The sequence below is a fragment of the Streptomyces sp. NBC_00996 genome, assembly GCF_045162675.1.
Lineage (GTDB): Bacteria > Actinomycetota > Actinomycetes > Streptomycetales > Streptomycetaceae > Streptomyces.
The window spans coordinates 7,519,807-7,540,726 of the sequence record NZ_CP108723.1 but is presented as its reverse complement, the minus strand read 5'-3'; the positions used below and the strand labels follow the sequence as shown (position 1 = coordinate 7,540,726).

18 protein-coding genes are annotated in these 20,920 nt (G+C 69.9%); 8 read left to right on the top strand and 10 right to left on the bottom strand.

Annotation, left to right across the window (positions count from 1 at the left end; all coding sequences use genetic code 11):
* Positions 1–44 precede the first annotated feature (44 nt).
* Positions 45–2,516, top strand: coding sequence for a 1,4-alpha-glucan branching enzyme (gene glgB / locus OG390_RS35465; RefSeq protein ID WP_406173555.1), 2,472 nt, complete (start codon positions 45–47; stop codon positions 2,514–2,516).
* Positions 2,517–2,672: 156 nt separating this feature from the next.
* On the opposite strand, the gene OG390_RS35460 is transcribed toward glgB, so the two are convergent.
* The 3 genes from OG390_RS35460 to OG390_RS35450 all read right to left on the bottom strand — a co-directional run bounded on the left by OG390_RS35460 (position 2,673) and on the right by OG390_RS35450 (position 5,850).
* Positions 2,673–4,961, bottom strand: coding sequence for a HelD family protein (locus OG390_RS35460; protein WP_406178041.1), 2,289 nt, complete (start codon positions 4,959–4,961; stop codon positions 2,673–2,675).
* 131 nt (positions 4,962–5,092) lie between these two features.
* Positions 5,093–5,425, bottom strand: a complete 333-nt coding sequence (locus tag OG390_RS35455) for a thioredoxin family protein (RefSeq protein WP_406173553.1) — start codon at positions 5,423–5,425, stop codon at positions 5,093–5,095.
* Entirely contained in the window at positions 5,422–5,850 is a 429-nt protein-coding gene (locus tag OG390_RS35450) for a MerR family transcriptional regulator (RefSeq protein ID WP_406173551.1), read from the bottom strand. The genes OG390_RS35455 and OG390_RS35450 overlap by 4 nt, the downstream gene beginning before the upstream one ends.
* Positions 5,851–5,918: 68 nt before the next feature.
* Here OG390_RS35450 and OG390_RS35445 point away from each other — a divergent pair, with 68 nt between their 5' ends.
* Positions 5,919–6,920, top strand: a complete 1,002-nt coding sequence (locus tag OG390_RS35445; RefSeq protein WP_406173549.1) for a hypothetical protein — start codon at positions 5,919–5,921, stop codon at positions 6,918–6,920.
* Here the strand turns inward: OG390_RS35445 and OG390_RS35440 are convergent.
* Positions 6,907–7,428, bottom strand: coding sequence for an Lrp/AsnC family transcriptional regulator (locus OG390_RS35440; protein WP_406173548.1), 522 nt, complete (start codon positions 7,426–7,428; stop codon positions 6,907–6,909). The genes OG390_RS35445 and OG390_RS35440 overlap by 14 nt on opposite strands.
* A gap of 65 nt (positions 7,429–7,493) precedes the next feature.
* Here OG390_RS35440 and OG390_RS35435 point away from each other — a divergent pair, with 65 nt between their 5' ends.
* Entirely contained in the window at positions 7,494–8,429 is a 936-nt protein-coding gene (locus OG390_RS35435; protein ID WP_406173547.1) for an NAD-dependent epimerase/dehydratase family protein, read from the top strand.
* Between the two features lies 1 nt (position 8,430).
* A complete protein-coding gene (locus OG390_RS35430; protein ID WP_406173545.1) occupies positions 8,431–9,324 on the top strand; it encodes an aldo/keto reductase in 894 nt (297 codons plus the stop codon).
* 1 nt (position 9,325) lies between these two features.
* On the opposite strand, the gene OG390_RS35425 is transcribed toward OG390_RS35430, so the two are convergent.
* The 3 genes from OG390_RS35425 to OG390_RS35415 form a co-directional block, all read right to left on the bottom strand.
* Positions 9,326–10,852: an AAA family ATPase gene (locus OG390_RS35425; RefSeq protein ID WP_406173543.1), complete on the bottom strand. Its 1,527-nt coding sequence runs from the start codon at positions 10,850–10,852 to the stop codon at positions 9,326–9,328.
* A 162-nt stretch (positions 10,853–11,014) separates the two neighbouring features.
* A complete protein-coding gene (locus tag OG390_RS35420; RefSeq protein ID WP_406173541.1) occupies positions 11,015–11,788 on the bottom strand; it encodes a DUF2127 domain-containing protein in 774 nt (257 codons plus the stop codon).
* A 146-nt stretch (positions 11,789–11,934) separates the two neighbouring features.
* Positions 11,935–13,695: an MFS transporter gene (locus OG390_RS35415; RefSeq protein WP_406173540.1), complete on the bottom strand. Its 1,761-nt coding sequence runs from the start codon at positions 13,693–13,695 to the stop codon at positions 11,935–11,937.
* Between the two features lie 149 nt (positions 13,696–13,844).
* Here OG390_RS35415 and OG390_RS35410 point away from each other — a divergent pair, with 149 nt between their 5' ends.
* The gene (locus OG390_RS35410) at positions 13,845–14,462 is read left to right on the top strand and encodes a TetR/AcrR family transcriptional regulator (RefSeq protein WP_406173539.1); all 618 of its coding nucleotides are present in this window, start codon (positions 13,845–13,847) and stop codon (positions 14,460–14,462) included.
* Positions 14,463–14,673: 211 nt separating this feature from the next.
* Here OG390_RS35410 and OG390_RS35405 read toward each other — a convergent pair whose 3' ends face one another.
* A complete protein-coding gene (locus OG390_RS35405; RefSeq protein WP_406173537.1) occupies positions 14,674–16,089 on the bottom strand; it encodes a cation:dicarboxylate symporter family transporter in 1,416 nt (471 codons plus the stop codon).
* Between the two features lie 230 nt (positions 16,090–16,319).
* Here OG390_RS35405 and OG390_RS35400 point away from each other — a divergent pair, with 230 nt between their 5' ends.
* The gene (locus OG390_RS35400; RefSeq protein WP_406173536.1) at positions 16,320–18,011 is read left to right on the top strand and encodes an ATP-binding protein; all 1,692 of its coding nucleotides are present in this window, start codon (positions 16,320–16,322) and stop codon (positions 18,009–18,011) included.
* Positions 18,008–18,691: a response regulator gene (locus OG390_RS35395; RefSeq protein WP_399081460.1), complete on the top strand. Its 684-nt coding sequence runs from the start codon at positions 18,008–18,010 to the stop codon at positions 18,689–18,691. The genes OG390_RS35400 and OG390_RS35395 overlap by 4 nt, the downstream gene beginning before the upstream one ends.
* A gap of 10 nt (positions 18,692–18,701) precedes the next feature.
* Here the strand turns inward: OG390_RS35395 and OG390_RS35390 are convergent, their stop codons facing one another.
* Positions 18,702–18,860 carry a hypothetical protein gene (locus OG390_RS35390; protein WP_406178393.1) on the bottom strand — a complete coding sequence of 53 codons (159 nt, stop codon included), beginning with the start codon at positions 18,858–18,860 and terminating at the stop codon, positions 18,702–18,704.
* Between the two features lie 30 nt (positions 18,861–18,890).
* A complete protein-coding gene (locus OG390_RS35385) occupies positions 18,891–19,091 on the bottom strand; it encodes a hypothetical protein (protein ID WP_406178392.1) in 201 nt (66 codons plus the stop codon).
* Positions 19,092–19,520: 429 nt separating this feature from the next.
* Here OG390_RS35385 and OG390_RS35380 point away from each other — a divergent pair, with 429 nt between their 5' ends.
* On the top strand, positions 19,521–20,891 hold the full coding sequence (locus OG390_RS35380) for an extracellular solute-binding protein (protein WP_406173534.1): 1,371 nt from the start codon (positions 19,521–19,523) through the stop codon (positions 20,889–20,891).
* Positions 20,892–20,920: the final 29 nt, after the last annotated feature.

The window sequence follows — 20,920 nt, the reverse complement described above, 5'->3', positions numbered from 1 at the left end:
CCTGCCCCGCTTCCCCACCTCATCCTGCCGAGGAGGCCCTGCCCGTGACGCCCCGCCCTCCGTCCGACGACAGTCCGAAGAAGAACGGTACGAAGAAGTCGGCTGCCGCGAAGAAGACGGCGGTGAAGAAGGCCGCTGAGGGGAAAACGACGGCCGAGAAAGCCACCGCCGACAAGAAGGTCGCCGCCGCGAAGAAGGCTGCCGTGGGTAAGAAGGCTGCCGCCAAGAAGGTCGCCGGGAGCGCGGCTGCCGTCGAGAAGGCCATCGCGAACACGGCCGCGAAGGTTGCGAAGAAGGCGCCGGAGCCTGCCGCCGACAGCGCTCCCGTCTTCGCCGGCCTCAGCCTCGGTGACCGGGAGCGGCTGCTCGACGGCACACATCACGATCCGCACGGGGTGCTGGGAGCCCATCCGGTGCCGGGTGGGGTGGCCTTCCGCGCCTTCCGCCCGTACGCGCTGGCGGTGACCGTGGTGACGGACGACCTGCGCGCCGAGTTGCACGACGACGGGGACGGCTTCTTCTCGGGGCTGCTGCCACTGCGCGCGGTCCCGGCGTCGTACCGGCTGGTCGTGGGCTACGAGGGGACGGTTCTGGAGACCGAGGACGCGTACCGTTTCCTGCCCGCGCTCGGCGAGTTCGATCTGCATCTGCTCGGCGAGGGCCGGCACGAGCAGTTGTGGCGGGCGCTCGGCGCGGAGCCGATGGTGCACCAGGGCGTGACCGGCACCCGCTTCACGGTGTGGGCCCCGAACGCGCGCGGCGTGCGCCTGGCCGGCACCTTCAACTTCTGGGACGGCACGGGATACCCGATGCGGTCGCTGGGCTCCTCCGGGGTGTGGGAGCTGTTCGTGCCCTCGATCGGCGAGGGCGAGCTGTACAAGTTCGAGATCACCCGCCCCGACGGAACGCGCACGCTGCGCGCCGACCCGATGGCCCGCCGCACCGAGGCTCCGCCGAACACCTCGTCGATCGTCCACGCGTCCCATCACGTGTGGCGGGATGCGGAGTGGATGTCCGGGAGGGGGCTGCGGCCGGCGCACGAGGCCCCGTTCTCTGTCTACGAGGTACATCTGCCGTCCTGGCGGCCCGGGTTGACGTACCGGCAACTGGCCGACCAACTCCCCTCCTACGTCTGCGACCTGGGCTTCACCCATGTGGAGCTGATGCCGGTGGCCGAGCATCCCTTCGGCGGGTCCTGGGGTTACCAGGTCACCGGGTTCTACGCGCCCACGGCCCGGCTGGGCACCCCGGACGACTTCAAGTACCTGGTGGACGCGCTGCACCGGGCCGGCATCGGCGTGCTCATGGACTGGGTACCCGCGCACTTCCCGCGCGACGACTGGGCGCTGGCCGAATTCGACGGGCGCCCGCTGTACGAGCACGAGGACCCGCTACGGGCCGCCCACCCCGACTGGGGCACCCTGGAGTTCGACTACGGACGCCGCGAGGTACGCAACTTCCTGGTCGCCAACGCGGTGTACTGGTGCGAGGAGTTCCACATCGACGGGCTCCGCGTCGATGCCGTCGCGTCCATGCTCTACCTCGACTACTCCCGCGAGCCGGGCCAATGGGTCCCCAACGAGCACGGCGGCCGGGAGAACCTCGACGCGGTCGCCTTCCTGCAGGAGATGAACGCCACCGTCTACCGCCGAAATCCCGGGATCGTCACGATCGCCGAGGAGTCCACGGCGTGGGACGGCGTCACCCGGGCCACCCACCACATCGGCCCCGGTGGCTTCGGAGGGCTCGGCTTCGGGCTGAAGTGGAACATGGGCTGGATGCACGACTCGCTGGACTACGTGGCCCATGAGCCCATCCATCGCAAGTACCACCACAACGAGATGACGTTCTCGATGGTGTACGCCTACAGCGAGAACTACGTCCTGCCCATCTCCCACGACGAAGTCGTGCACGGCAAACGCTCACTCGTGTCGAAGATGCCGGGCGACTGGTGGCAGCAACGCGCCACCACACGCGCCTACCTCGGCTTCATGTGGGCCCACCCCGGCAAACAACTCCTCTTCATGGGACAGGAATTCGCCCAGGGCGCCGAATGGTCCCAGACACACGGCCCCGACTGGTGGCTGCTCGACCCCGCCTACGGAGCCGAACCCGACCACCGCGGGGTACGCGACCTGGTCCGCGACCTCAACGACCGCTACCGCCACACCCCCGCCCTGTGGCAACGCGACACCGAACCCGCCGGCTTCGCCTGGATCACCGGCGACGCCGCCGACGACAACGTCTTCGCCTTCCTGCGCCACGCCACCGACGGCACCCCCCTGCTCGCCGTCTCCCACTTCTCCCCCGTCGTCCGCCACGGCTACCGCCTCGGCGTCCCCGAGGACATCCCCGCCTGGCACGAAATCCTCAACACCGACGCCACCCGCTACGGCGGCAGCGACATCCTCAACCCCGACCCCGTCAAACCCGAACCCACCGGCGCCCACGGCCGCCCCGCCAGCATCCAACTCACCCTGCCGCCCCTGGCCACCATCTGGCTGCGACCCGCCTAGGCGCTTTTCGCCCCCTCCGCCCCTGGCCATTCCCGTCCCTGGGGGCTGCGCCCCCAGACCCCCGCCAAAAGATTGCGCAGTTCCCCGCGCCCCTGAAGGGGCGCGGGGACCTGCGCGTACGGGACGGGCAGGGGCGGAGGGGGCGAGAACCCGCCTTTACCTCAGCCCGACCCCACGCAACGACTCCGGCAACTCCCCTGTATGAAGCACCCCCAGCGCCTGCGTGGCCCGAGTCAGCGCGACATACAGGTCGCTCGTCCCGTACAGCGCGGGCTCGACCACCAGCACGGAGTCGAACTCCAACCCCTTGGCCTGCCGAGGATCGAGAAGGACGACGGCGCGAGTCAGATCGGGCTCGGCGCCCGCCGTCACCCCGTCCAGCCGCCCGGCGAGCGAGGCATGCAGGGAACGCGGGGCGATGACAGCGACCCGCCCTTCCACGGGAGTCAGCTCGGCCGCCGCCTTGGCGACGGCGCCGGGAAGATCGTCCCCAGCGGGGCGCACCCACGGCCGCACCCCCGTGGACCGTACGGACCGAGGCGGCTCGAACCCAGGACGCTCCGCCCGTACCACCTCCGCCGCGACATCCATGATCTCGGACGGAGTCCGGTAGTTGACGGCAAGACGCGTGTGCTCCCACCGGTCCTCGACATACGGCGCGAGGATCTCGGACCAGGAGCCGACCCCCGCCGCCTCGGCGGTCTGCGCGGGATCGCCGACGAGCGTCATGGACCGCGTGGGACTCCGCCGCATCAGCAGGCGCCACGCCATCGGCGACAGTTCCTGCGCCTCGTCGACGATGATGTGGCCGAAGGCCCAGGTCCGGTCGGCCGCCGCCCGCTCGGCGGCGCTGCGGTGGTCGTCCTCCTCGTGCCGCTCGGCCATCCGCTCGGCGTCGATGATGTTGTGCGCGGACAGGACCTCGGAGTCCTCCTCGTCCTTGTCCTCGAACTCGTAGGTCCGAGAGGCGTAGGAGACGTCCAGGACGCCCTGCGCGTACGCGACCTGGGTACGACGCTCCTGGTCGGCCATCGCCCGCGTCACCCGGTCGTCCTCACCGAGCAGCTCGGCGGCTTCGTCGAGAAGGGGGACGTCCGCGGTGCTCCACTCGCGCGTGAGCGGCCGCCGAATCGCCACCGCCTCCCCCTGCGAGACGTATCCCTCCGGCTCGGCAAGGAAGTCCGCGACCAACCGCTGCGGGGTCAGCCGCGGCCACAGCTGGTCGATCGCGCCCCACACCTCGGGGTTCTCGGCCAGCTCGTCCCGGATCTGCGTGATGTCGCTCGCATCGAGGAGGTTCGAGCCGTCGAACGGATCCGTGCCGATACGTTCGGCCAGCATGTCGGTGAGGGTGTTGAGGATGTGGCCCTCGAAGTGCTCGCGCGCGACGTTGTGGGGCAGTTCTGTCTCGCGGGTGCGTTCGCGGGCGACCTGCACGAGCCCGGCGTCGAGCATCAGGATGTCCCGGTCGTGCTCGATCGCGATCACCGGGTCGGGAAGGGCCTGGCGGTCGCGGACCACGGCGGCCAGCACCTCGGCCATGTCGGCGCGGCCCTTCACGGCGGCCGCCTCGGGGGTGTCGATCGCCGTGGCCTTCACGCCGGGGAACAGTTCGCCGACCGTCGCGAGCAGGACGCCCGTCTCGCCGAGCGAGGGCAGCACCTCGCCGATGTAGCCGAGGAAGGCCGGGTTGGGGCCGACGATGAGGACGGCACGCTTGGCGAGCAGTTCCCGGTACTCGTAGAGCAGATACGCGGCGCGGTGCAGCGCCACGGCCGTTTTGCCCGTGCCGGGACCGCCTTCCACCACCAGCACGCCCCGGTACGGCGCGCGGATGATCTGGTCCTGCTCGGCCTGGATGGTCTGCACGATGTCGCTCATGCGTCCGGTGCGCGCGGAGTTGAGCGCGGCCAGGAGCACCGCGTCGCCGGTCGGGTCCTCGTGCCCGGTCCGCTCATGGTCCCCGAGATCGAGGATCTCGTCGTGCAGGTCGGTGACGTGCCGGCCGTCGGTGGTGATGTGCCGTCGCCGCCGCAGGCCCATGGGCGTGTGGCCGGTGGCCAGGTAGAAGGGACGGGCGACCGGGGCCCGCCAGTCGATGAGCATCGGGGTGTGCTCGGTGTCGTCGGCGCGGATGCCGATCCGGCCGATGTGGTGGCTGACGCCGCTGGTGAGGTCGATGCGGCCGAAGCAGAGCGAACCGTCCACGGCATTCAGTGCGGCGAGCAGGCCCGAGCGCTCGGCGACCAGGACGTCCCGTTCGAGCCTGGCCTGCATGGGCGTGCTGCCCTGGGCGAGCGCGTCCCCCACGGATGCCTCCGTGACCCCGCGCAGGGCGTCCACGCGCGCGTACAACCCGTCGATGAATTCTTGCTCATGCCGCAATTCATCGTCGGGAAATTCTGTGTGTGAGCCCCTGTTTGACAATTCCACTCCCGCCCGGATATACTCTGCCCAGTGAAATTCTCCGCGACCCGACACCCGTGAAGTCGCGAATCATTGAATATACGCAAAGAAATCCCCCGAGCGCAATCGCTCAGGAGATTTTTCGTATGGCCGGTAAGGTCCGGGGAAGGTCAGAGCACGTCGGACAGCTCCTCCAGCAGCCGTCGCTTGGGCCGTGCGCCCACCATCGACTTCACGGGCTCGCCTCCCTGGAACACCATGAACGTCGGCATCGACAGCACTCCGTAAGCGAGTGTCGTCTGCGGATTGGTGTCCACATCCAGCTGGACGACCTTGAGCCGGTCGCCCTCCTCGAAGGCGAGGGCGCTGAGCACCGGCCCCATCTGCCGGCACGGCGGGCACCAGTCGGCCGTGAACTCCACCAGCACGGGCAGATCCGCCCCGATCACCTCCGCCCCGAAGTCCGCGTCCGTCACCTCGGCCACGCCTGCCGCCTTGATCATCGCGTCCGCCCTCCCAGTTCGCATACGGGTTCCGGGCCGCCCGGAACCTCCGCGTCGGCCGCCAGCTCGTCACGCGCGCGCTCCGCCCGCGCCAACTGCTCACCGACCATCGCGCGCACCGACTGCAACTCGTCGATCAGCGCGTCGAGTTCGCCGAGCTTGCGGCGGTAGACCGCGAGCGACGCGGGGCACGAGTCGCCCTCCGGATGCCCGGCCCGCAGACACTCCACGAAGGGCCGCGTCTCCTCCAGGTCGAACCCGAAGTCCTGCAACGTCCTGATCTGCCGCAGCAGCCGCAGGTCGTGCTCGTCGTACGTCCGGTACCCGTTCTCGCCCCGCCGCGCGGGCAGCAGCCCCCGTGACTCGTAGTACCGCAGGGTCCGCGTGGTCGTCCCGGCCCGCGCCGCCAGCTCGCCGATTCGCATGCGTTGACGGTAATCCTTGACGCCGACGTCAACGCAAACAGTGCGGACCCGATCCTGTGACCGGCCCGATGAGGCGTACGACCCCGCCACGCCCGCTCGACGCGGAGGCACTCTTTCCCGGCCTGGACGCCCACCGACGTACGACCACACGTCTGCACCCGCGACCGGGGAAGCCCTCCGTCACGGACAGCTCGGTCGGCGGGCCGCTGCTGTGGCCCGCCGACGAACCCTGGCCGGTATGCACGGAGCCGCACCGGCGGAGCAGCGGGGAGCGGCCCGCGGACATCAGGCGCCGCCGACGCATCCTGGCGCAGGCGTGGGCGCGTACGCCGCGGCCCGGTGAAAGGCCCGGACCGACCGACGAGGAGCGCGAGATCCTCGACTCGCTCCGTCGCGGACGCCACGCGCCGTGGCTGACGGACACCGACCCGATCCCGATGATCGGTCTGACCCCGCTGTATCGTCACGACATACCCGATCTGACCGCGGGGCCCGCCGACCGCGACCTCCTCCAGGTGTTCTGGTGCCCCTTCGACCGGCACGGCCCGACGGGTTACGGCATGTCGCTGCAGCTGCGCCGGCGTGATGCGGGCACCGTCACACACGTGTTGGACCCACAGCCCGAGCCGGAAGTCGTCGGGTCGGACGTCTATGTACCCGAGCCATGCGTCCTGCATCCGGAACAGGTGGTGGAGCACCAGTACTCCGATCTGCTCCCGGAACCACTGCGGGACGCGATCGACGAGTGGGACACGGAGGACTTCGTCTACCAGACCGATCTGTCGATCGCCCCGGGGTGGAAAGTCGGCGGATACGCCTCGTGGCACGTCACCGATCCGGCTCGGACGGACTGTGGCGAGTGCCGGCAGCCGATGGAGATGCTGCTCGCCATCGCGAGCTACGAGTGGGACGGGGCCGAGTCCAGCTGGACACCACTGGAGGATCTTCCCCTCGTCGGTACGGATGGCATCAAGACGCCGACGGAGATCGCCGTCGGCCGTTGGGGCACCGGCTATCTCTTCGTGTGCCCCGCCGACCCCGCCCATCCCCATCGCATCAGCGTCCAATAGGCGGCAGCAGCGGCTTCCGCACCACCGGCGAGGACAGCACGATCGAGGTCGTCGTACGCCCCAGCGCGGAGGTCTGCTCCAGGACGTCCTCCAGGTGGATCGTGTCCTCGACGGCGACCTTGAGAATCCAGCAGTCCTCGCCGACGACGTGGTGGACCTCGGCGACCTCGGGGCGGGACAGGAGCTCAAGGGTCCTGGGGTGCTTCAGGGTGTAGCCGCCGTGCGGGTTGACGCGGATGAAGGCCTGGATGCCGTAGCCGAGGCGGGCCGGTGAGACATGGGCGCCGTAGCCGGTGATGGCGCCCGCGGACTCCAGGCGCCGGACGCGTTCGGCGACGGCCGCCGGGCTCAACCGGACGCGGCGGCCCAGCTCGCTGAGCTTGATCCGGCCGTCGGTCTGCAACAGCTCCAGGATCTGACGGTCGAGCGCGTCGAAGGTCACCGACGTTTCGTTGGTGGCGGCACGCAGCTGCCGTGGTTCCTTCGGTGCCGCGGCCGAATCTCCCATGACTCCCCCTTCAGACCTCACCCCTATGTCGGGAGAATTATGACCACAGGGCAGGGGAACACGGAATGAGAAGCGGGGAGGGCGTCGTGCGCGAGATATGCGTCATCGGCGGGAATCGGTATTTCGGAAAGCGTCTGATAGCGCGGCTGATGGCCGCCGGTGACCGGGTCACCGTCATCAATCGTGGTTCGTCGGCACCGCCCGCAGGGGCAATACATCTGGTCGCCGACCGCAATGACGAGAATTCCCTGGAGAAGGCGCTGGGTTCGCGGACTTTCGACGTCGTCATCGACCAGGTCTGCTATACGCCCCGGCAGGCGGAGATCGCCCGAAGGGTGTTCGCGGGGCGCACGCGGCGGTACGTCATGACGTCCACCGTCGAGGTGTACGAGTACGAGGACTCGGCGACCCTTGTGCGCGAGGACGCCGTGGACCCTCGCACGGTCGCCGTCGACCTGGAACTCCCCTGGGACGACCCGGAGTTCCTCGACTCGCATTACGGCGAGGGCAAGCGGCAGGCCGAGGCGGTCTTCGCCGGCACCCGAGCGGCCGAGCCCGCGTTCCCGTACGTGGCCGTCCGTGTCGCCCATGTCCTGGGCGGGGACGACGACTTCACCGGCCGCCTCGACCACTACACCGACCGTATCCGCACGGGCGAACCGATCGCCGTGCCCGTCGTGAACCACCCGGCGACCTACATCCATGTCGAGGAGATCGCGGACTTTCTCGCCTGGGCGGCGGGCGCGGACTTCACCGGGCCGGTGAACGCCGCCTCCCACGGGGTGCTCACCACCGAGGAGTTGTGCGAGGCGGTGGCCGCGCACGTCCCGGAGGGCAGGACTGTCTTGCGGAGTGTCGAGGTCGGAGAGGTCTCGCCGTTCTCGTTCGCCCGCTCGTACGGGATGGACAACTCCCGGGCCACGCGGCTCGGTTTCACGTTCGGCCAGTCCAGGCAGTGGCTGCCGGGCGCGGTCGCCGAGACGCTCGGAAAGGGCAACTGACATGCTGGCCAGGCCTCTTGGAGATCTTCGCGTCGGCGCGATCGGCCTCGGCGCGATGCCCCTGTCCCTCGAGGGCCGCCCGGACGAGGCGCGGGCCCTCGCCACGGTGCACGCCGCCCTCGACGCGGGCGTGACCCTCCTCGACACGGCGGACTCGTACCACCTGCCCGGCGCCGAGCCCGGCCACAACGAACGGCTCCTGGCCCGCGCCCTGGCGACGTACGGCACCGACACCAGCGATGTGCTGGTGACCACGAAGGGCGGCCGCGGCAGACCGGCCGACGGCAGCTGGACGGTGACGGGGTCCCCACGGCACCTGAAGTCGGCCGCGGAGGCCTCCCTGAAACGACTCGGCGTCGAGGCGATCGGCCTCTACCAGCTCCACAAACCCGACCCCGCCGTCCCCTTCGAGGACTCGGTCGGCGCCCTGCGCGAACTCCTCGACGAGGGCAAGATCCGCCTGGCCGGCATCTCCAACACGGCCACTGACCAGATCCACCAGGCCCACGCGATCCTCGGCGACCGCCTCGCCTCGGTCCAGAACCAGTACTCCCCCGCGGTACGACACAGCGAGCCGGAGCTCCGCCTGTGCGCCGCACTCGGCATCGCCTTCCTGCCCTGGAGCCCGCTCGGCGGCATCTCGCGCAGTTCCCTGGACGGCCCGTCGAAGGTGGCGTCCGACGACACCTTCGGCGCCTTCCACACGGTGGCCCGCGAGCACGGCGTGAGCCCCCAACAGGTGTGCCTGGCCTGGCTGTTGGCGACCTCTCCCCACGTGATCCCGATCCCGGGCGCCAGCCGCCCGGAGACGATTCGGGACTCGGCGGGGGCGACGGACCTGGTACTGGGCACGGAGGAACTGGCACGCCTTGACGCGGCCGCGGGCCGAGAGTGAGCTACTGGTCCTGATCGTCATCCAGGACGATGCGGGGTGCCTCCTCCTGGAGGAACGGCCCGTCCGTCTGAACTCCCAGCAGCCTGCGCGTCAGACGGTCCCGGTCCGAGAGCAACTCGTCCACCGCCGCCCGCAGATCCTCCGGCTCCGTCCGCTCCGCCTCCCGCTCGGCCGCGATCAGTACGGCTCGTCGTACGAGTTCCTTGGTGAAGGAGGCCGTCGTGCCCTCCGTACGGGTGACGATCTCGTCCGTGAGGTCCTTGCCGAGGTCGAGGGAGGAACCGTACGGGGCGAGCAGGCGGGCGCGGCCCTCGGCGTCGGGCACGGGGATCTCGACGGCGAGGTCGACGCGGCCGGGGCGTTGGACGAGGGCGGGTTCCAGCAGGTCCGCGCGGTTGGTGGTGAGCAGAAAGGCGACGTCGGCGTCATCGCCGAGGCCGTCCATCTCGTTCAGCACCTGGAAGAGCAGGGGCTGTCCGCCACCGCCGTAGTCGCGAGCCTCGGCGATCAGGTCGCAGTCCTCCAGGACGACGAGCGCGGGCTGCAGCATGCGCGCCGGCGCGCATGCGGGGCCGATGGCGTCGATACTCGTTCCGGCCAGCACCACGACCGTGAACTCCGGGAGGTGGGAGAGGAGATAGCGAATCGTGTGGGTCTTGCCGGTGCCGGGCGGGCCGTAGAGAAGGAGGCCGCGGCGCAGGTGCTGGCCTGCGGCGCGGAGGCGCTCGCGGCGGCGCGCCACCCCGACCACCTGCCGCTCCACCCTGTCCAGCAGCCCTTCCGGCAGCACGATCTCCTCGCGGGTGAGCCCGGGGCGGCGGTGGAAGCGGAACGGGCCCAGGCCGTGGCCGAAGTCGGAACCCTCGAAGGAGAGGACCTGCCCGCGGAAGATGTTGTGCTCGCGGACCAGTGCGTCGATCTCGGCGAGCAACCGGTCCGCGAACTCCTTCTCCTGGGCGAGGACTTCGATCTCGACCTTGTTGCGTCCGTACTCGTCCGCCGGACCCCGCAGCAGCACCGCGAACCGCTCGTCACCCTCCTGGCCCAGGTAGAACCCGAAGGAGACACAGGCGAGTTCCCCGTCGGGCGAGATCGGCAGATGCGCGTAGTCGACCGCGCCGATCACGAACCGGTTGTAACGGTCGGCAAATTCGAGGATCTCGCCCAGCGTCAGATCCCCGTGGTGCGAGGACCCCCGCATGCCGATCAGCTCGTACGAACGCCCCTCGGCCGCGAACCAGCGCTCCACCGCCAGATGCACATTGGGCAGGTCGTACGGGGCGTACGCGGCCTTGACCACCGGCTGGTCCCCGGGCGCCGAGCCAAGGTGCGCGCGCATGCGCTCGGCGAGATTGCGGCCGTCCCCGACCGGGGGTTCGGGCCGGGCGACCGCTTCGAGGAACTGGTTGAACAGCTCGCCGACCTGCTCCAACGACAGCGGCGCGATCTCCCCCTGCGCGGCGAGCCGGGCCTTGTACTCCGAACCACTACGCGTAAGCAGGTTCGAGGCCTGCCGCCCCCTGCGCATGAGGCGGCTCCGGGCCCACCGACCCCCTGCGCATGAGGCGGCTCCGGGCCCACCGACCCCCTGCGCATGAGGCGGCTCCGGGCCCACCGACCCGCTACGCATGAGGCGGCTCCGGGCCCACCGACCCGCTACGCATGAGGCGGCTCCGGGCCCGCCGACTTCCTACGCGGGAGACGGCTCCAGGCCCGCCGACTCCTCCACCTCCAGCAGCGACGCGCTGTGCCGCTCCTCCTCGAAGGCCTTGCGGCCGCCGCGCAGCCCGAACAGGCGCTTGGCCAGGGCGATGTAGAGCACGGCGATGATGTTGAGGACGAGCGTGGCGATCTTCAGATAGCTGACGTGCTCGGTGAGTTCGTAGATCTCCAGCGGAAGGAAGGCGGCGGTGGCGACGACCGTGAGGTACTCGGCCCAGCGCTTGGCGTACCAGAGCCCGCCCGCCTCGACGAGTTCGATCAGGGCGTACGCGAGGAGCAGCACGGCCACCAGCACCAGCGTGGAGTGCTTGTAGCCGAAGGTCTTCTGGATGGTGCCGACCACGGGTGAGTGGTCGAGGTCGTAGTGGAAGTGCTTGAAGACCGGGCGGAAGACGTCCAGGTACTCGTCGAAGAGCCGGCGCACCGCGTTCTGGCTGTTGCTGAACTTCCACACGGCGGCCGCGACCAGCACGATGAACACGCCGCGCACGGCCCGTTCGATGGCCAGGAAGCGCAGGATGAACAGATCGCGCAGCACCTTGCCGCGCGGCACGAGCGGGGCTTCGTCCGCGGGACCCGAGCCGTGCGGGTCGCCGAGCGCGAAGTCACCGCAGCGCAGACAGCGCCAGGCCTCGCCGAGGCTCGTCTCGGCACGCAGTCGCGTGCGCAGCGCCGACTCGTCGGGCGCGTACGTCACGTGGCCGCGCCGCGCGCACGTGCGCCGGTCCCAGTCGATCTTCATGCTCCGTGCCCTCCGCAGAACGTGCCGTGCCGTGCCGGTCAGTCCGGCACGGCACGGTAGTGCATGTTCTACGAGACGGCCGCCCGAGGGTCACGGTTCCGGGGGCGAACAGCGCGTCGCGCCGCCTGCCGTGGGTCCGGAGGCGGTCAACGCGTCGCGCTGCTCGCGGGCTCGGAGTCGAGCTCGGGCTCGGGTTCGTCCGACGCCGCCTCGGCCGCGGCATCAGGCGTCGCCGCGAGACCGGAATCCACCTCGGACTCCGCCTCGCCTTCGGCCTCGATCTCCGCCGCACGCCCGTTCCGCGGCAGCAGCACCGCCACCAGCACCGTTCCCAGCCCCAGAATCACCGCGCCGACAAGGCTGGTGTGCGCGACCGCGTCCGCGAAGGACGAACCGACCGCGTCCGCCATCTGCCGTGCGCCGTGGGCGAGTTGGTCGGCCTGGGCCTTGAGCTGCGCGGCCTGCTGGGCGCTGCTCGCGTGGGCGGCCTGCTCGCCGACCTGGCGGGCCTTGTCGCCGATGCCCTGGGCGACGGCGTACCCGGCGCCCACCGAGTCCTGGGCCGTGGCGAGGGCACCCGCGGGAAGCCTGCTGCCCGCCGTCGCGTCCGCGAGGTGCGAGGAGTACGAACTCGCCAGCACCGATCCGAGGATGGCGATGCCGAGCGAGCCGCCGAGCTCCAGGGAGGTGTCGTTCACCGCGCCGCCGACGCCCAGTTCGGACTCGGGGAAGGCGCCCATGATGGCGTCCGTGCAGGGCGAGAGCGCAAGTCCGATCGCGAGGCCCAGGATGACGAGGGGCAGGACGAGATCGCCGTACGAGGATGTCGCGTCCACCTGGGTGAGCAGCGCGAGCGCCGCCGTGCCACCGACCATGCCGGCGGTGACCGTGATCTTCATGCCGATGCGCGGGGTGAGGTAGCCGGTGAGGGCCGAGCCGACGAAGACGGCGCCGGCGAGCGGCAGCATGCGCACCCCGGTGTCCAACGCGTCGTATCCGAGGACGAATTGGAGGTGCTGGGTGAGGTAGTAGAAGGCGCCGAAGACGGCCAGGAAGAAGAGCGCGACGGCGAGGTTCGAGCCGGCGAAGCGGCGGTTCGCGAAGCGGCGTACGTCGATCACCGGGCGGGGGTGGCGCAGTTCCCACACCACGAAGAGCACCAGGCCGACGCCCGCCACGACCGCGGCGGTCACGGCCTTCACGCCCCAGCCGAAGTGCGGACCCTCGATGATCATGTAGACCAGCGAGCCGATCCAGACCACGGACAGCAGGCCGCCCACGTAGTCGATGCGGTTGTGGTGCGCGGCTTTGGAAGGCGGTACGAGGACGAAGGTGCCGACGATCGCGAGCGCGGCGACGGGCACGTTGATCAGGAACGTGGACGACCAGCCGTGCTGCTGCAGCAGCGCACCCGCGACCAGCGGACCGGCGGCGATCGCGAGTCCGGCCGTGGCGGTCCACAGGGTGATCGCCTTCGCCCGCTCCGCACGGGGGAAGGTCGCGGCGAGCAGGGAGAGCGTGGCGGGCATGATCATCGCCGCACCGACCCCCATGACCGCACGGGCCGCGATGACCCCCGTGGAACTGCCGACGAGGGATCCCGCGACGGCGCCCGCCCCGAACACAACGAGCCCCAGCACGAGTGCGCCGCGGCGGCTGTACTTGTCGCCGATCGCGCCGAGCAGCAGCATCAGCGCGGCGTACGGGACGGTGTAGCCGTCGATGACCCACTGCAGGTCGGCGCTGGACAGGCCCAGATCCTGGGTCATGTCGGGGGCCGCGACCGTGAGGGCGGTGTTCGCCATCACGATGATCAGCAGACTCAGGCAGAGCACCAGCAGCGCCCACCAGCGCCGGGCGTAGGGCCGGTCCATCCTCTCGACCGGTTCGTTCATGACGAGACGCATGGGTACGGTCGCCCTTTCCTCGCTCGATTTGCACAGTGGCGTGCAATTGCACGGTCATGTGCAATGTACGACGCTGCACAGCACTGTGCAAATCAATGAGGTGGAGGCCCTGTGGACGCAGGCCAGGACCTCGGCCAAGGGCATGCACAATGGCAGCCATGACCACGGGTAACGTCAGCCGCGCCGATGCGAACCGCCGCCGCATCCTCGACGTGGCGCTCGCCGAGCTGCTTCGCGACCCCGACGCGTCCATGGACCAGATCGCACGGGCCGCGGGCGTCGTACGGCGCACGGTGTACGGGCACTTCCCGAGCCGGGAGGCGTTGATCGGGACGCTCTTCGACGGAGCCGCGGAGGCGGTCGAGACGGCGCATGCCCAGGGCCGGGAGGGCGTCGAGGACCCCGCGGAGTCGCTGGTCCGTTCGACCCTCGCCGTGTGGGAGGTCGCCGACCGGTACCGGCTGCTGGTCGCGCTCGCCCAGCGCAGCGTCACGGTCCAGGGCATCCGCGAGCGGCTCACGCCCGTGCGAGAGGCCTGCGCGGAGGTGCTCCGACGCGGCCTGGATCAGGGCGTGTTCGAGTCACCGCTACCGGCGCCGGCACTGGCGTACGTGCACGAACAGATGCTCTTCGCCCTCATGGAGGCCGTGAACGACGGCCTCCTGGCACCCGAAGAGGCGGGCCGCTCAGCCGCGGTCACCATGCTGACCACGGCGGGGGTACCCGCCTCCCGCGCCGCCGAGCTGGTGGCGAAACTGAGCGACTGAAGCAACGGAGAAGCGACCGAGGCGACGGAAACAAAAGGGCCGAGCGGCCAGGTCCACGGGGGGAGGACCCAGCCACTCGGCGCCTTGGGGGGCGCGCCCCGTTCAGGAGGGCACGCCCGGTTCGGGAGAGGCGCCCCGCGAGGGGAGGGAAAACCGTGCGACCGGCGTGGTCGCCGGACGGCGCCTCTTGGACCGCGGTCCCGGTAGCCGTTTACGCCTTGGCGAGCTCCTTCTCGCCGCCCTGCTCGGGCACGTCCACGTGGGCGCCGGCCGGCTCCTCGTCCAGCAGGGTCTTCTCGTCGAACGGCAGCTCACCGGCGAGAACCTGGTTCACGCGCTCCTTGTCGACCTCACCCGTCCAGGTACCGATCAGCAGAGTCGCGACCGCGTTCCCCGCGAAGTTGGTAACGGCACGCGCCTCGCTCATGAACCGGTCGATGCCGATGATCAGGCCGACCCCGTCGACCAGGGCGGGCTTGTGCGACTGCAGACCGCTGGCGAGGACCGCGATACCGGAACCGGAGACACCGGCGGCACCCTTCGAGGCGACCATCATGAAGAGCAGCAGCGCGATCTGCTGGCCGATGCTCATCGGCTGATCCATCGCGTCGGCGATGAACAGCGAGGCCATCGTCAGGTAGATCATCGTGCCGTCGAGGTTGAACGAGTAGCCGGTCGGCACGGTGATGCCGACGACGGGGCGGCTGACGCCCAGGTGCTCCATCTTGGCGATGAGCCGCGGCAGCGCGGACTCCGACGACGAGGTGGAGACGATCAGCAGGAACTCCCGGCCCAGGTACTTCAGCAGCTGGAAGAGGCTGACCTTGGCCACCAGCTTCGTCAGCGTGCCGAGCACGATCACGATGAACAGGAAGCAGGTGATGTAGAAGCCGAGCATGATCGTGCCCAGCGCCTTCAGGGCGTCCATGCCGGTCTCGCCGATGACGGCGGCCATGGCGCCGAAGGCACCGACGGGCGCGGCCCACATGATCATGCCGAGCACCCGGAAGACCAGCTTCTGGATGTGCTCCACCCCGCGCAGCACCGGCTCACCGGCACGCCCCATGGCCTGCAGCGCGAAGCCCGTGAGCAACGCGACGAGCAGGGTCTGCAGCACCTGGCCCTCGGTGAAGGCCGACACGAAGGTGGTCGGGATGATCCCGAGGACGAAGTCGACGGGCCCCTCAGCTGCGGCCTCGGCCTGCGTGTGTCCGACGCCCTTCACGGCCTCGGTCAGGTGCATCCCGCTGCCCGGGTGGATGATGTTGCCGACGACCAGGCCGATGGCGAGTGCCACGAAGGACATGGCGATGAAGTAGCCGAGCGCGAGCCCGCCGACCTTGCCGACCTTGGCGGCCTTCCGTACGGAGCCGACGCCGAGCACGATCGTGCAGAAGATGATCGGCGAGATCATCATCTTGATCAGGCTCACGAAGCCCGTGCCGATCGGCTTGAGCTCCTTGGCGAAGTCCGGCGCGGCGAATCCCACGGCGATGCCGAGGGCGACCGCGATGATCACCGCGATGTAGAGATAGTGGGTGCGGTCCCGCTTGGCTGCGGGTGCGGCAGGTGCGGTGAGCGGTGTGCTGGCCACGGCTGCCCTCCTTGACGACGTCGTCGGCATCATCCGGCGTGCGGCTCACGACCGGGGGAACCCGGCGTGCGGCTCACGTCCGGGGATCCGGGAGGCGTGGACTCCCGGGGGGATGCGGTGACTATCTCCCGGCCTGTGAGGGCGGTCACCCTTCCGTTCATTGAGTACATCGAAACGATGAGCGGGAACCTGCTTACACACTGGAGTGCTAGAAGAAACACAGCACAGGAGGGTGACGGGTAGGGGCGAGGCACACTGATTCCATGCGTTTCCCCCGCGTCCCGAGACCCCGCAGCCTGGCCGGCCAGCTCTTCGCCATGCAGGCCGTACTGATCGCGGTCCTCGTCGCCGGGTACGCGCTGTTCACCTACGTCAGCGACCGCAGCCAGGCCGAGGAGGCGGCGGGGCGGCAGGCCATGGCCGTCGCGCGTTCGATCGCCGACGCCCCGTCCGTGCGCGAGGCCATCCGCACCAGCAACCCCACCAAGGACCTTCAGCCGTACGCCCTCCAGGTGCAGCGGGACACCGGGGTCGACTTCGTGACGATCATGAACCCGCGGGGCATCCGCTGGACCCACCCCGACGAGAACCTGATCGGCAAGCACTTCCTCGGGCACATCGGCCCCGCCTTGGCGGGCAAATCCTTCACGGAGACGTACACAGGCAGCCTCGGGGCGTCCGTGCGTGCCGTCACCCCGATCTACGACAACGGCCGCATCGTCGGTCTGGTCAGCTCCGGCATCAAGGTCGAGGCGATCACCAAGCGCGTCCAGGACCAGGTCACAGCCCTCGTCGGGGTCGCGGGGGGCGCCCTGATCCTGGGCGGCATCGGCACCTACGTCATCAACGCCCGGCTGCGCCGCTCCACTCACGGCCTGAACGCGGCCGAGCTCAGCCGTATGCACGACTACCACCAGGCCGCGCTGCACGCCGTACGCGAGGGGCTGCTGATGCTGGACGGGCAGTTCCGGGTGGCGCTGATGAACGACGGCGGACGGGAGCTGCTCGGCGTGACGGACGAGGCGGTCGGCCGCTCGGTGGCCGAACTCGGCCTGCCCGCGCCGCTGACGGGCGCGTTGCTGTCGGCCGAGCCGAGGGTGGACGAGGTGCACCTCACCGCCTCACGCGTCCTGGTCGTGAACACCTCCCCGGTCTCGGGGGGCGAGCGCCGGGGCACGGTGGTGACGTTGCGCGATGTGACCGAACTCCAGTCGCTGATGGGTGAGTTGGACTCGGAGCGCGGCTTCTCCCAGGCGCTGCGTTCACAGGCGCACGAGGCCGCGAACCGTCTGCACACGGTGGTGTCCCTCATCGAGCTGGGCCGCGCCGAGGAGGCCGTCGACTTCGCCACGGCCGAGCTGGAGCTGGCGCAGGCACTCACCGACCAGGTGGTCGCGGCGGTCAGCGAACCGGTCCTCGCCGCACTCCTGCTGGGCAAGGCGGCGCAGGCGAACGAGCGGGGCGTGGAGCTGATGGTGTCCGACGACAGCGCCATCGACGACGGGCTGCTCCCGGCCTCCCTGCCCGCCCGCGACCTGGTCACCGTCCTCGGCAACCTGATCGACAACGCGGTGGACGCGGCGCAGGGGACGATCGGCGCGCGGGTCACGGTGACGGCGTTCACGGACGAGTCCGTGCTGGTGCTGCGGGTCGCCGACACCGGCGCCGGGGTGCACCCGGCCCACGCCGAGCAGGTCTTCCAGCGCGGCTGGTCCACGAAACCGGCCGGACCCGGCGGCCGGGGTCTCGGCCTGGCACTCGTACGACAGGCCGTGACCCGTCACAAGGGCACGCTGACAGTGCGGGAGGCGGCCGGGGGCGGGGCGGAGTTCGAGGTGCGGCTGCCGTTGCCTACGGTGTCCTCGGCCTCGGGCGCCACGGGAGCAGCTGCTGCCGAGCCCAAGCCCACCCCGTCCGAGCCTGCCCAGCCCGCCTTGCCTGGAGGCGACGTATGACCGACCCCGAGCCCATCCGCGTACTCGTCGTCGAGGACGACCCGGTCGCCGCCGACGCGCACGTCATGTACGTCGGCCGGGTGCCCGGGTTCACTGCGGTCGGCAAGGCGCACACCGGTGCGGAGGCGCGCCGCGCGCTGGACCGTACGCCCGTGGACCTGCTCCTGTTGGACCTGCACCTGCCCGACGTGCACGGACTGCAGCTCGCCCGCTCCCTGCGGGCCGCCGGCTACCACGCGGACGTGATAGCGGTGACGTCCGCGCGGGACCTCGCGGTCGTACGGGAGGGGGTCTCGCTCGGGGTCGTCCAGTACGTCCTGAAACCCTTCACCTTCGCGACCCTGCGGGACCGGCTGATCCGGTACGCCGAGTTCCACGCGGCGGTGGGCGAGGCGAGTGGCCAGGACGAGGTGGACCGCGCCCTGGCCACTCTGCGCGCCCCGGGCCCGGCCGCCCTGCCGAAGGGCCTGAGCGCACCGACCCTCGAACGCGTCACCGTCGTCCTCCGGGACTGCGCCGACGGCCTGACGGCAGCCGGGGTCGCGGAGGCCGTCGGCATCTCCCGGATCACGGCCCGGCGGTACCTGGAGCATCTGGTGGACGCGGGACGGGCGGCGCGCGCTCCGCAGTACGGGCAGGTGGGACGGCCGGAGTTGCAGTATCGGTGGGTGAAGGGATGACCGGGGTCGGTCAGCCGTCGAGCAGGATGACCGCCCGGCCGTTCACCTTCCCGGCGTGCAGGCGCTCGTACGCGAGGGGCGCCTCATCGAGCGAGTACGTCGCGCTGTGGCGCGCGAGCGCCGACTTCTCCCCCCTCACGTCGAGGGCCACCACGCGGGCCGCGGTCATCGCCGGCAGCAACTGGATCGCGGGACACGTTCAGCGAAGTGCTGCGCCCTGGCGACCCGGCAGGCGGGTGATCGCCGCGAAGGCGACGAGAGCGGCCAGGCTCCCGGTGGCGAGGGCGGGATAGTCGGCCCAGTCGGGATCGGCAGGCGCGGAGGTCACGGCCCGCACGAGCCGGTCGGCGCCCCAGGCGGCCGCCAGACCGACGACGAAAGCCGGCCACCGGTACCGCACCCGATCCGCGTCTTCTGCTCATCCTTCACACTCTGATACTCGGCGAGCAGCAACTGCCCCACGGTGACATCCCGCTCCGTCACTCGCTCCCCCGTCTCCGGCGCCCAACGCACCTTCTGCACCAGCAGCTTGGCGGTACCTTACGAGTGTGCCGGAGACAAAACCCACCGTCGTGGCCCTTACCGCACTTCCTTGCGTGCGGCGGTGACGCGGTGACACGGGCAGAGCACGGTCGCGGAGGCACGCGCGGCCCCGTGCCTATCGCCGCCGCCTCCCTCCTCGCAGCACCCGCCACCGAAGCCGGTGCAACCTCCAGGCCGCCCAAACCCGAGCCGCTGCAAGGTCATTGACCCGACATCCGCACACCTCTTAGGTTCACCAGGCAGACAACTCGGCTCGGTCGACAACGATGTCGGCCAGTAGGAGGTCGTGCCCGTGCGCCCCACCGCCGCCCCACTGCTCCTCGCGACGCTGCTCGCCGCCACCACGCTCACCGCCTGTGGATCAGGGTCCGGGAGTGATCCGGACACCGTGGAGATCTCCTTCAAACAGTCCACGGACAACTCGATCCGCGTCATGGACACCTACTTGGGCCAGATGAAGAGGGAGTTCGAGAAGGCGCACCCGGGGAAGAAGGTCGAGCTCGTCCCGATCAAGGCCCCGGACTCCGAGTACTACACGAAGCTCCAGCAGATGCTGAGGTCGCCCAAGACGGCGCCCGATCTGGTCTACGAGGACACGTTCCTCATCAACTCGGACATCACGAGCGGGTACTTGAAGCCGCTCGACCCGTACCTCGACAAGTGGCAGGACTGGGGCCAGTTCATCGACACGGCCAAGGCGGCGGCCAAGGCCCAGGACGGGAAGACGTACGGCGTCCCGGACGGGACGGACACCCGGGGGCTCTGGTTCGACAAGGACATCTTCAAAAAGGCCGGTCTGCCCGGTGACTGGCAGCCGAAGACGTGGGACGACGTGCTGAGCGCCGCACGCGCCATCAAGGCGAAAGTCCCTGGCGTCACCCCGCTGAACGTCTACACGGGCAAACCTGCCGGCGAGGCCGCCACCATGCAGGGCTTCGAGATGCTGCTGTACGGGACGGGCGACGGGAAGACGGACCCCCTGTACGACACCGCCACGAAGAAGTGGATCGCCGGAAGCCAGGGTTTCAAGGACGCCCTGACGTTCGTGGAGACGGTCTACAAGGAGAAGCTCGGCCTCGACGTCGCCGACGCCCTCGACCCCAACATCCAGACGAGGATCCGCGGTGAGCTGCTCCCCAAGGGCAAGCTCGGCATCAACCTCGATGGCAGCTGGCTCCCGCAGGACTGGCTGAAGGGTGCGGGCCACGAGTGGCCGCAGTGGTCACAGAAACTCGGCCTCGCCTACATGCCGACCCAGCACGGCCAGGCCCCCGGCAAGGTGAGCATGTCCGGCGGCTGGACCTGGTCGATCCCGTCCAAGGCGGCCAACCCCGACCTGGCGTTCAAGTTCATCGAGACGATGCAGACCAAGGCGAACGCCCAGAAGTGGTACATCGCCAACTCCGGTATCTCGGTGCGCAAGGACGTCGCCGCCGACCCCGCGTACGTGCAGGCGCAGCCCGGCATCAAGTTCTTCACGGACCTGGTCGCGAGCACGCACTACCGGCCCGCGTACCCGGCGTACCCGAAGGTCTCGACCGCCGTCCAGGAGGCGATGGAGGGCGTGACGACGGGCGACAACTCGGTCGAGAAGGCGGCGAGCGGCTACGACGAGGAGCTCAAGACGGCCACCGACAACCAAGTGATCAAGAAGTGAGTGTGGGTACGGGGGCGGCGGCGCCCCCG

Coding starts and splice junctions, on each gene's coding strand:
- OG390_RS35405 (WP_406173537.1), bottom strand. CDS start 16,089: ATGATGCCGACGACGTCGTCAAGGAGGGCAGCCGTGGCCAGCACACCG.
- OG390_RS35395 (WP_399081460.1), top strand. CDS start 18,008: ATGACCGACCCCGAGCCCATCCGCGTACTCGTCGTCGAGGACGACCCG.
- OG390_RS35400 (WP_406173536.1), top strand. CDS start 16,320: ATGCGTTTCCCCCGCGTCCCGAGACCCCGCAGCCTGGCCGGCCAGCTC.
- OG390_RS35435 (WP_406173547.1), top strand. CDS start 7,494: ATGAGAAGCGGGGAGGGCGTCGTGCGCGAGATATGCGTCATCGGCGGG.
- OG390_RS35440 (WP_406173548.1), bottom strand. CDS start 7,428: ATGGGAGATTCGGCCGCGGCACCGAAGGAACCACGGCAGCTGCGTGCC.
- OG390_RS35425 (WP_406173543.1), bottom strand. CDS start 10,852: ATGCGCAGGGGGCGGCAGGCCTCGAACCTGCTTACGCGTAGTGGTTCG.
- OG390_RS35410 (WP_406173539.1), top strand. CDS start 13,845: ATGGCAGCCATGACCACGGGTAACGTCAGCCGCGCCGATGCGAACCGC.
- OG390_RS35445 (WP_406173549.1), top strand. CDS start 5,919: ATGAGGCGTACGACCCCGCCACGCCCGCTCGACGCGGAGGCACTCTTT.
- OG390_RS35430 (WP_406173545.1), top strand. CDS start 8,431: ATGCTGGCCAGGCCTCTTGGAGATCTTCGCGTCGGCGCGATCGGCCTC.
- OG390_RS35455 (WP_406173553.1), bottom strand. CDS start 5,425: ATGATCAAGGCGGCAGGCGTGGCCGAGGTGACGGACGCGGACTTCGGG.
- OG390_RS35450 (WP_406173551.1), bottom strand. CDS start 5,850: ATGCGAATCGGCGAGCTGGCGGCGCGGGCCGGGACGACCACGCGGACC.
- OG390_RS35420 (WP_406173541.1), bottom strand. CDS start 11,788: ATGAAGATCGACTGGGACCGGCGCACGTGCGCGCGGCGCGGCCACGTG.
- OG390_RS35390 (WP_406178393.1), bottom strand. CDS start 18,860: ATGACCGCGGCCCGCGTGGTGGCCCTCGACGTGAGGGGGGAGAAGTCG.
- OG390_RS35415 (WP_406173540.1), bottom strand. CDS start 13,695: ATGCGTCTCGTCATGAACGAACCGGTCGAGAGGATGGACCGGCCCTAC.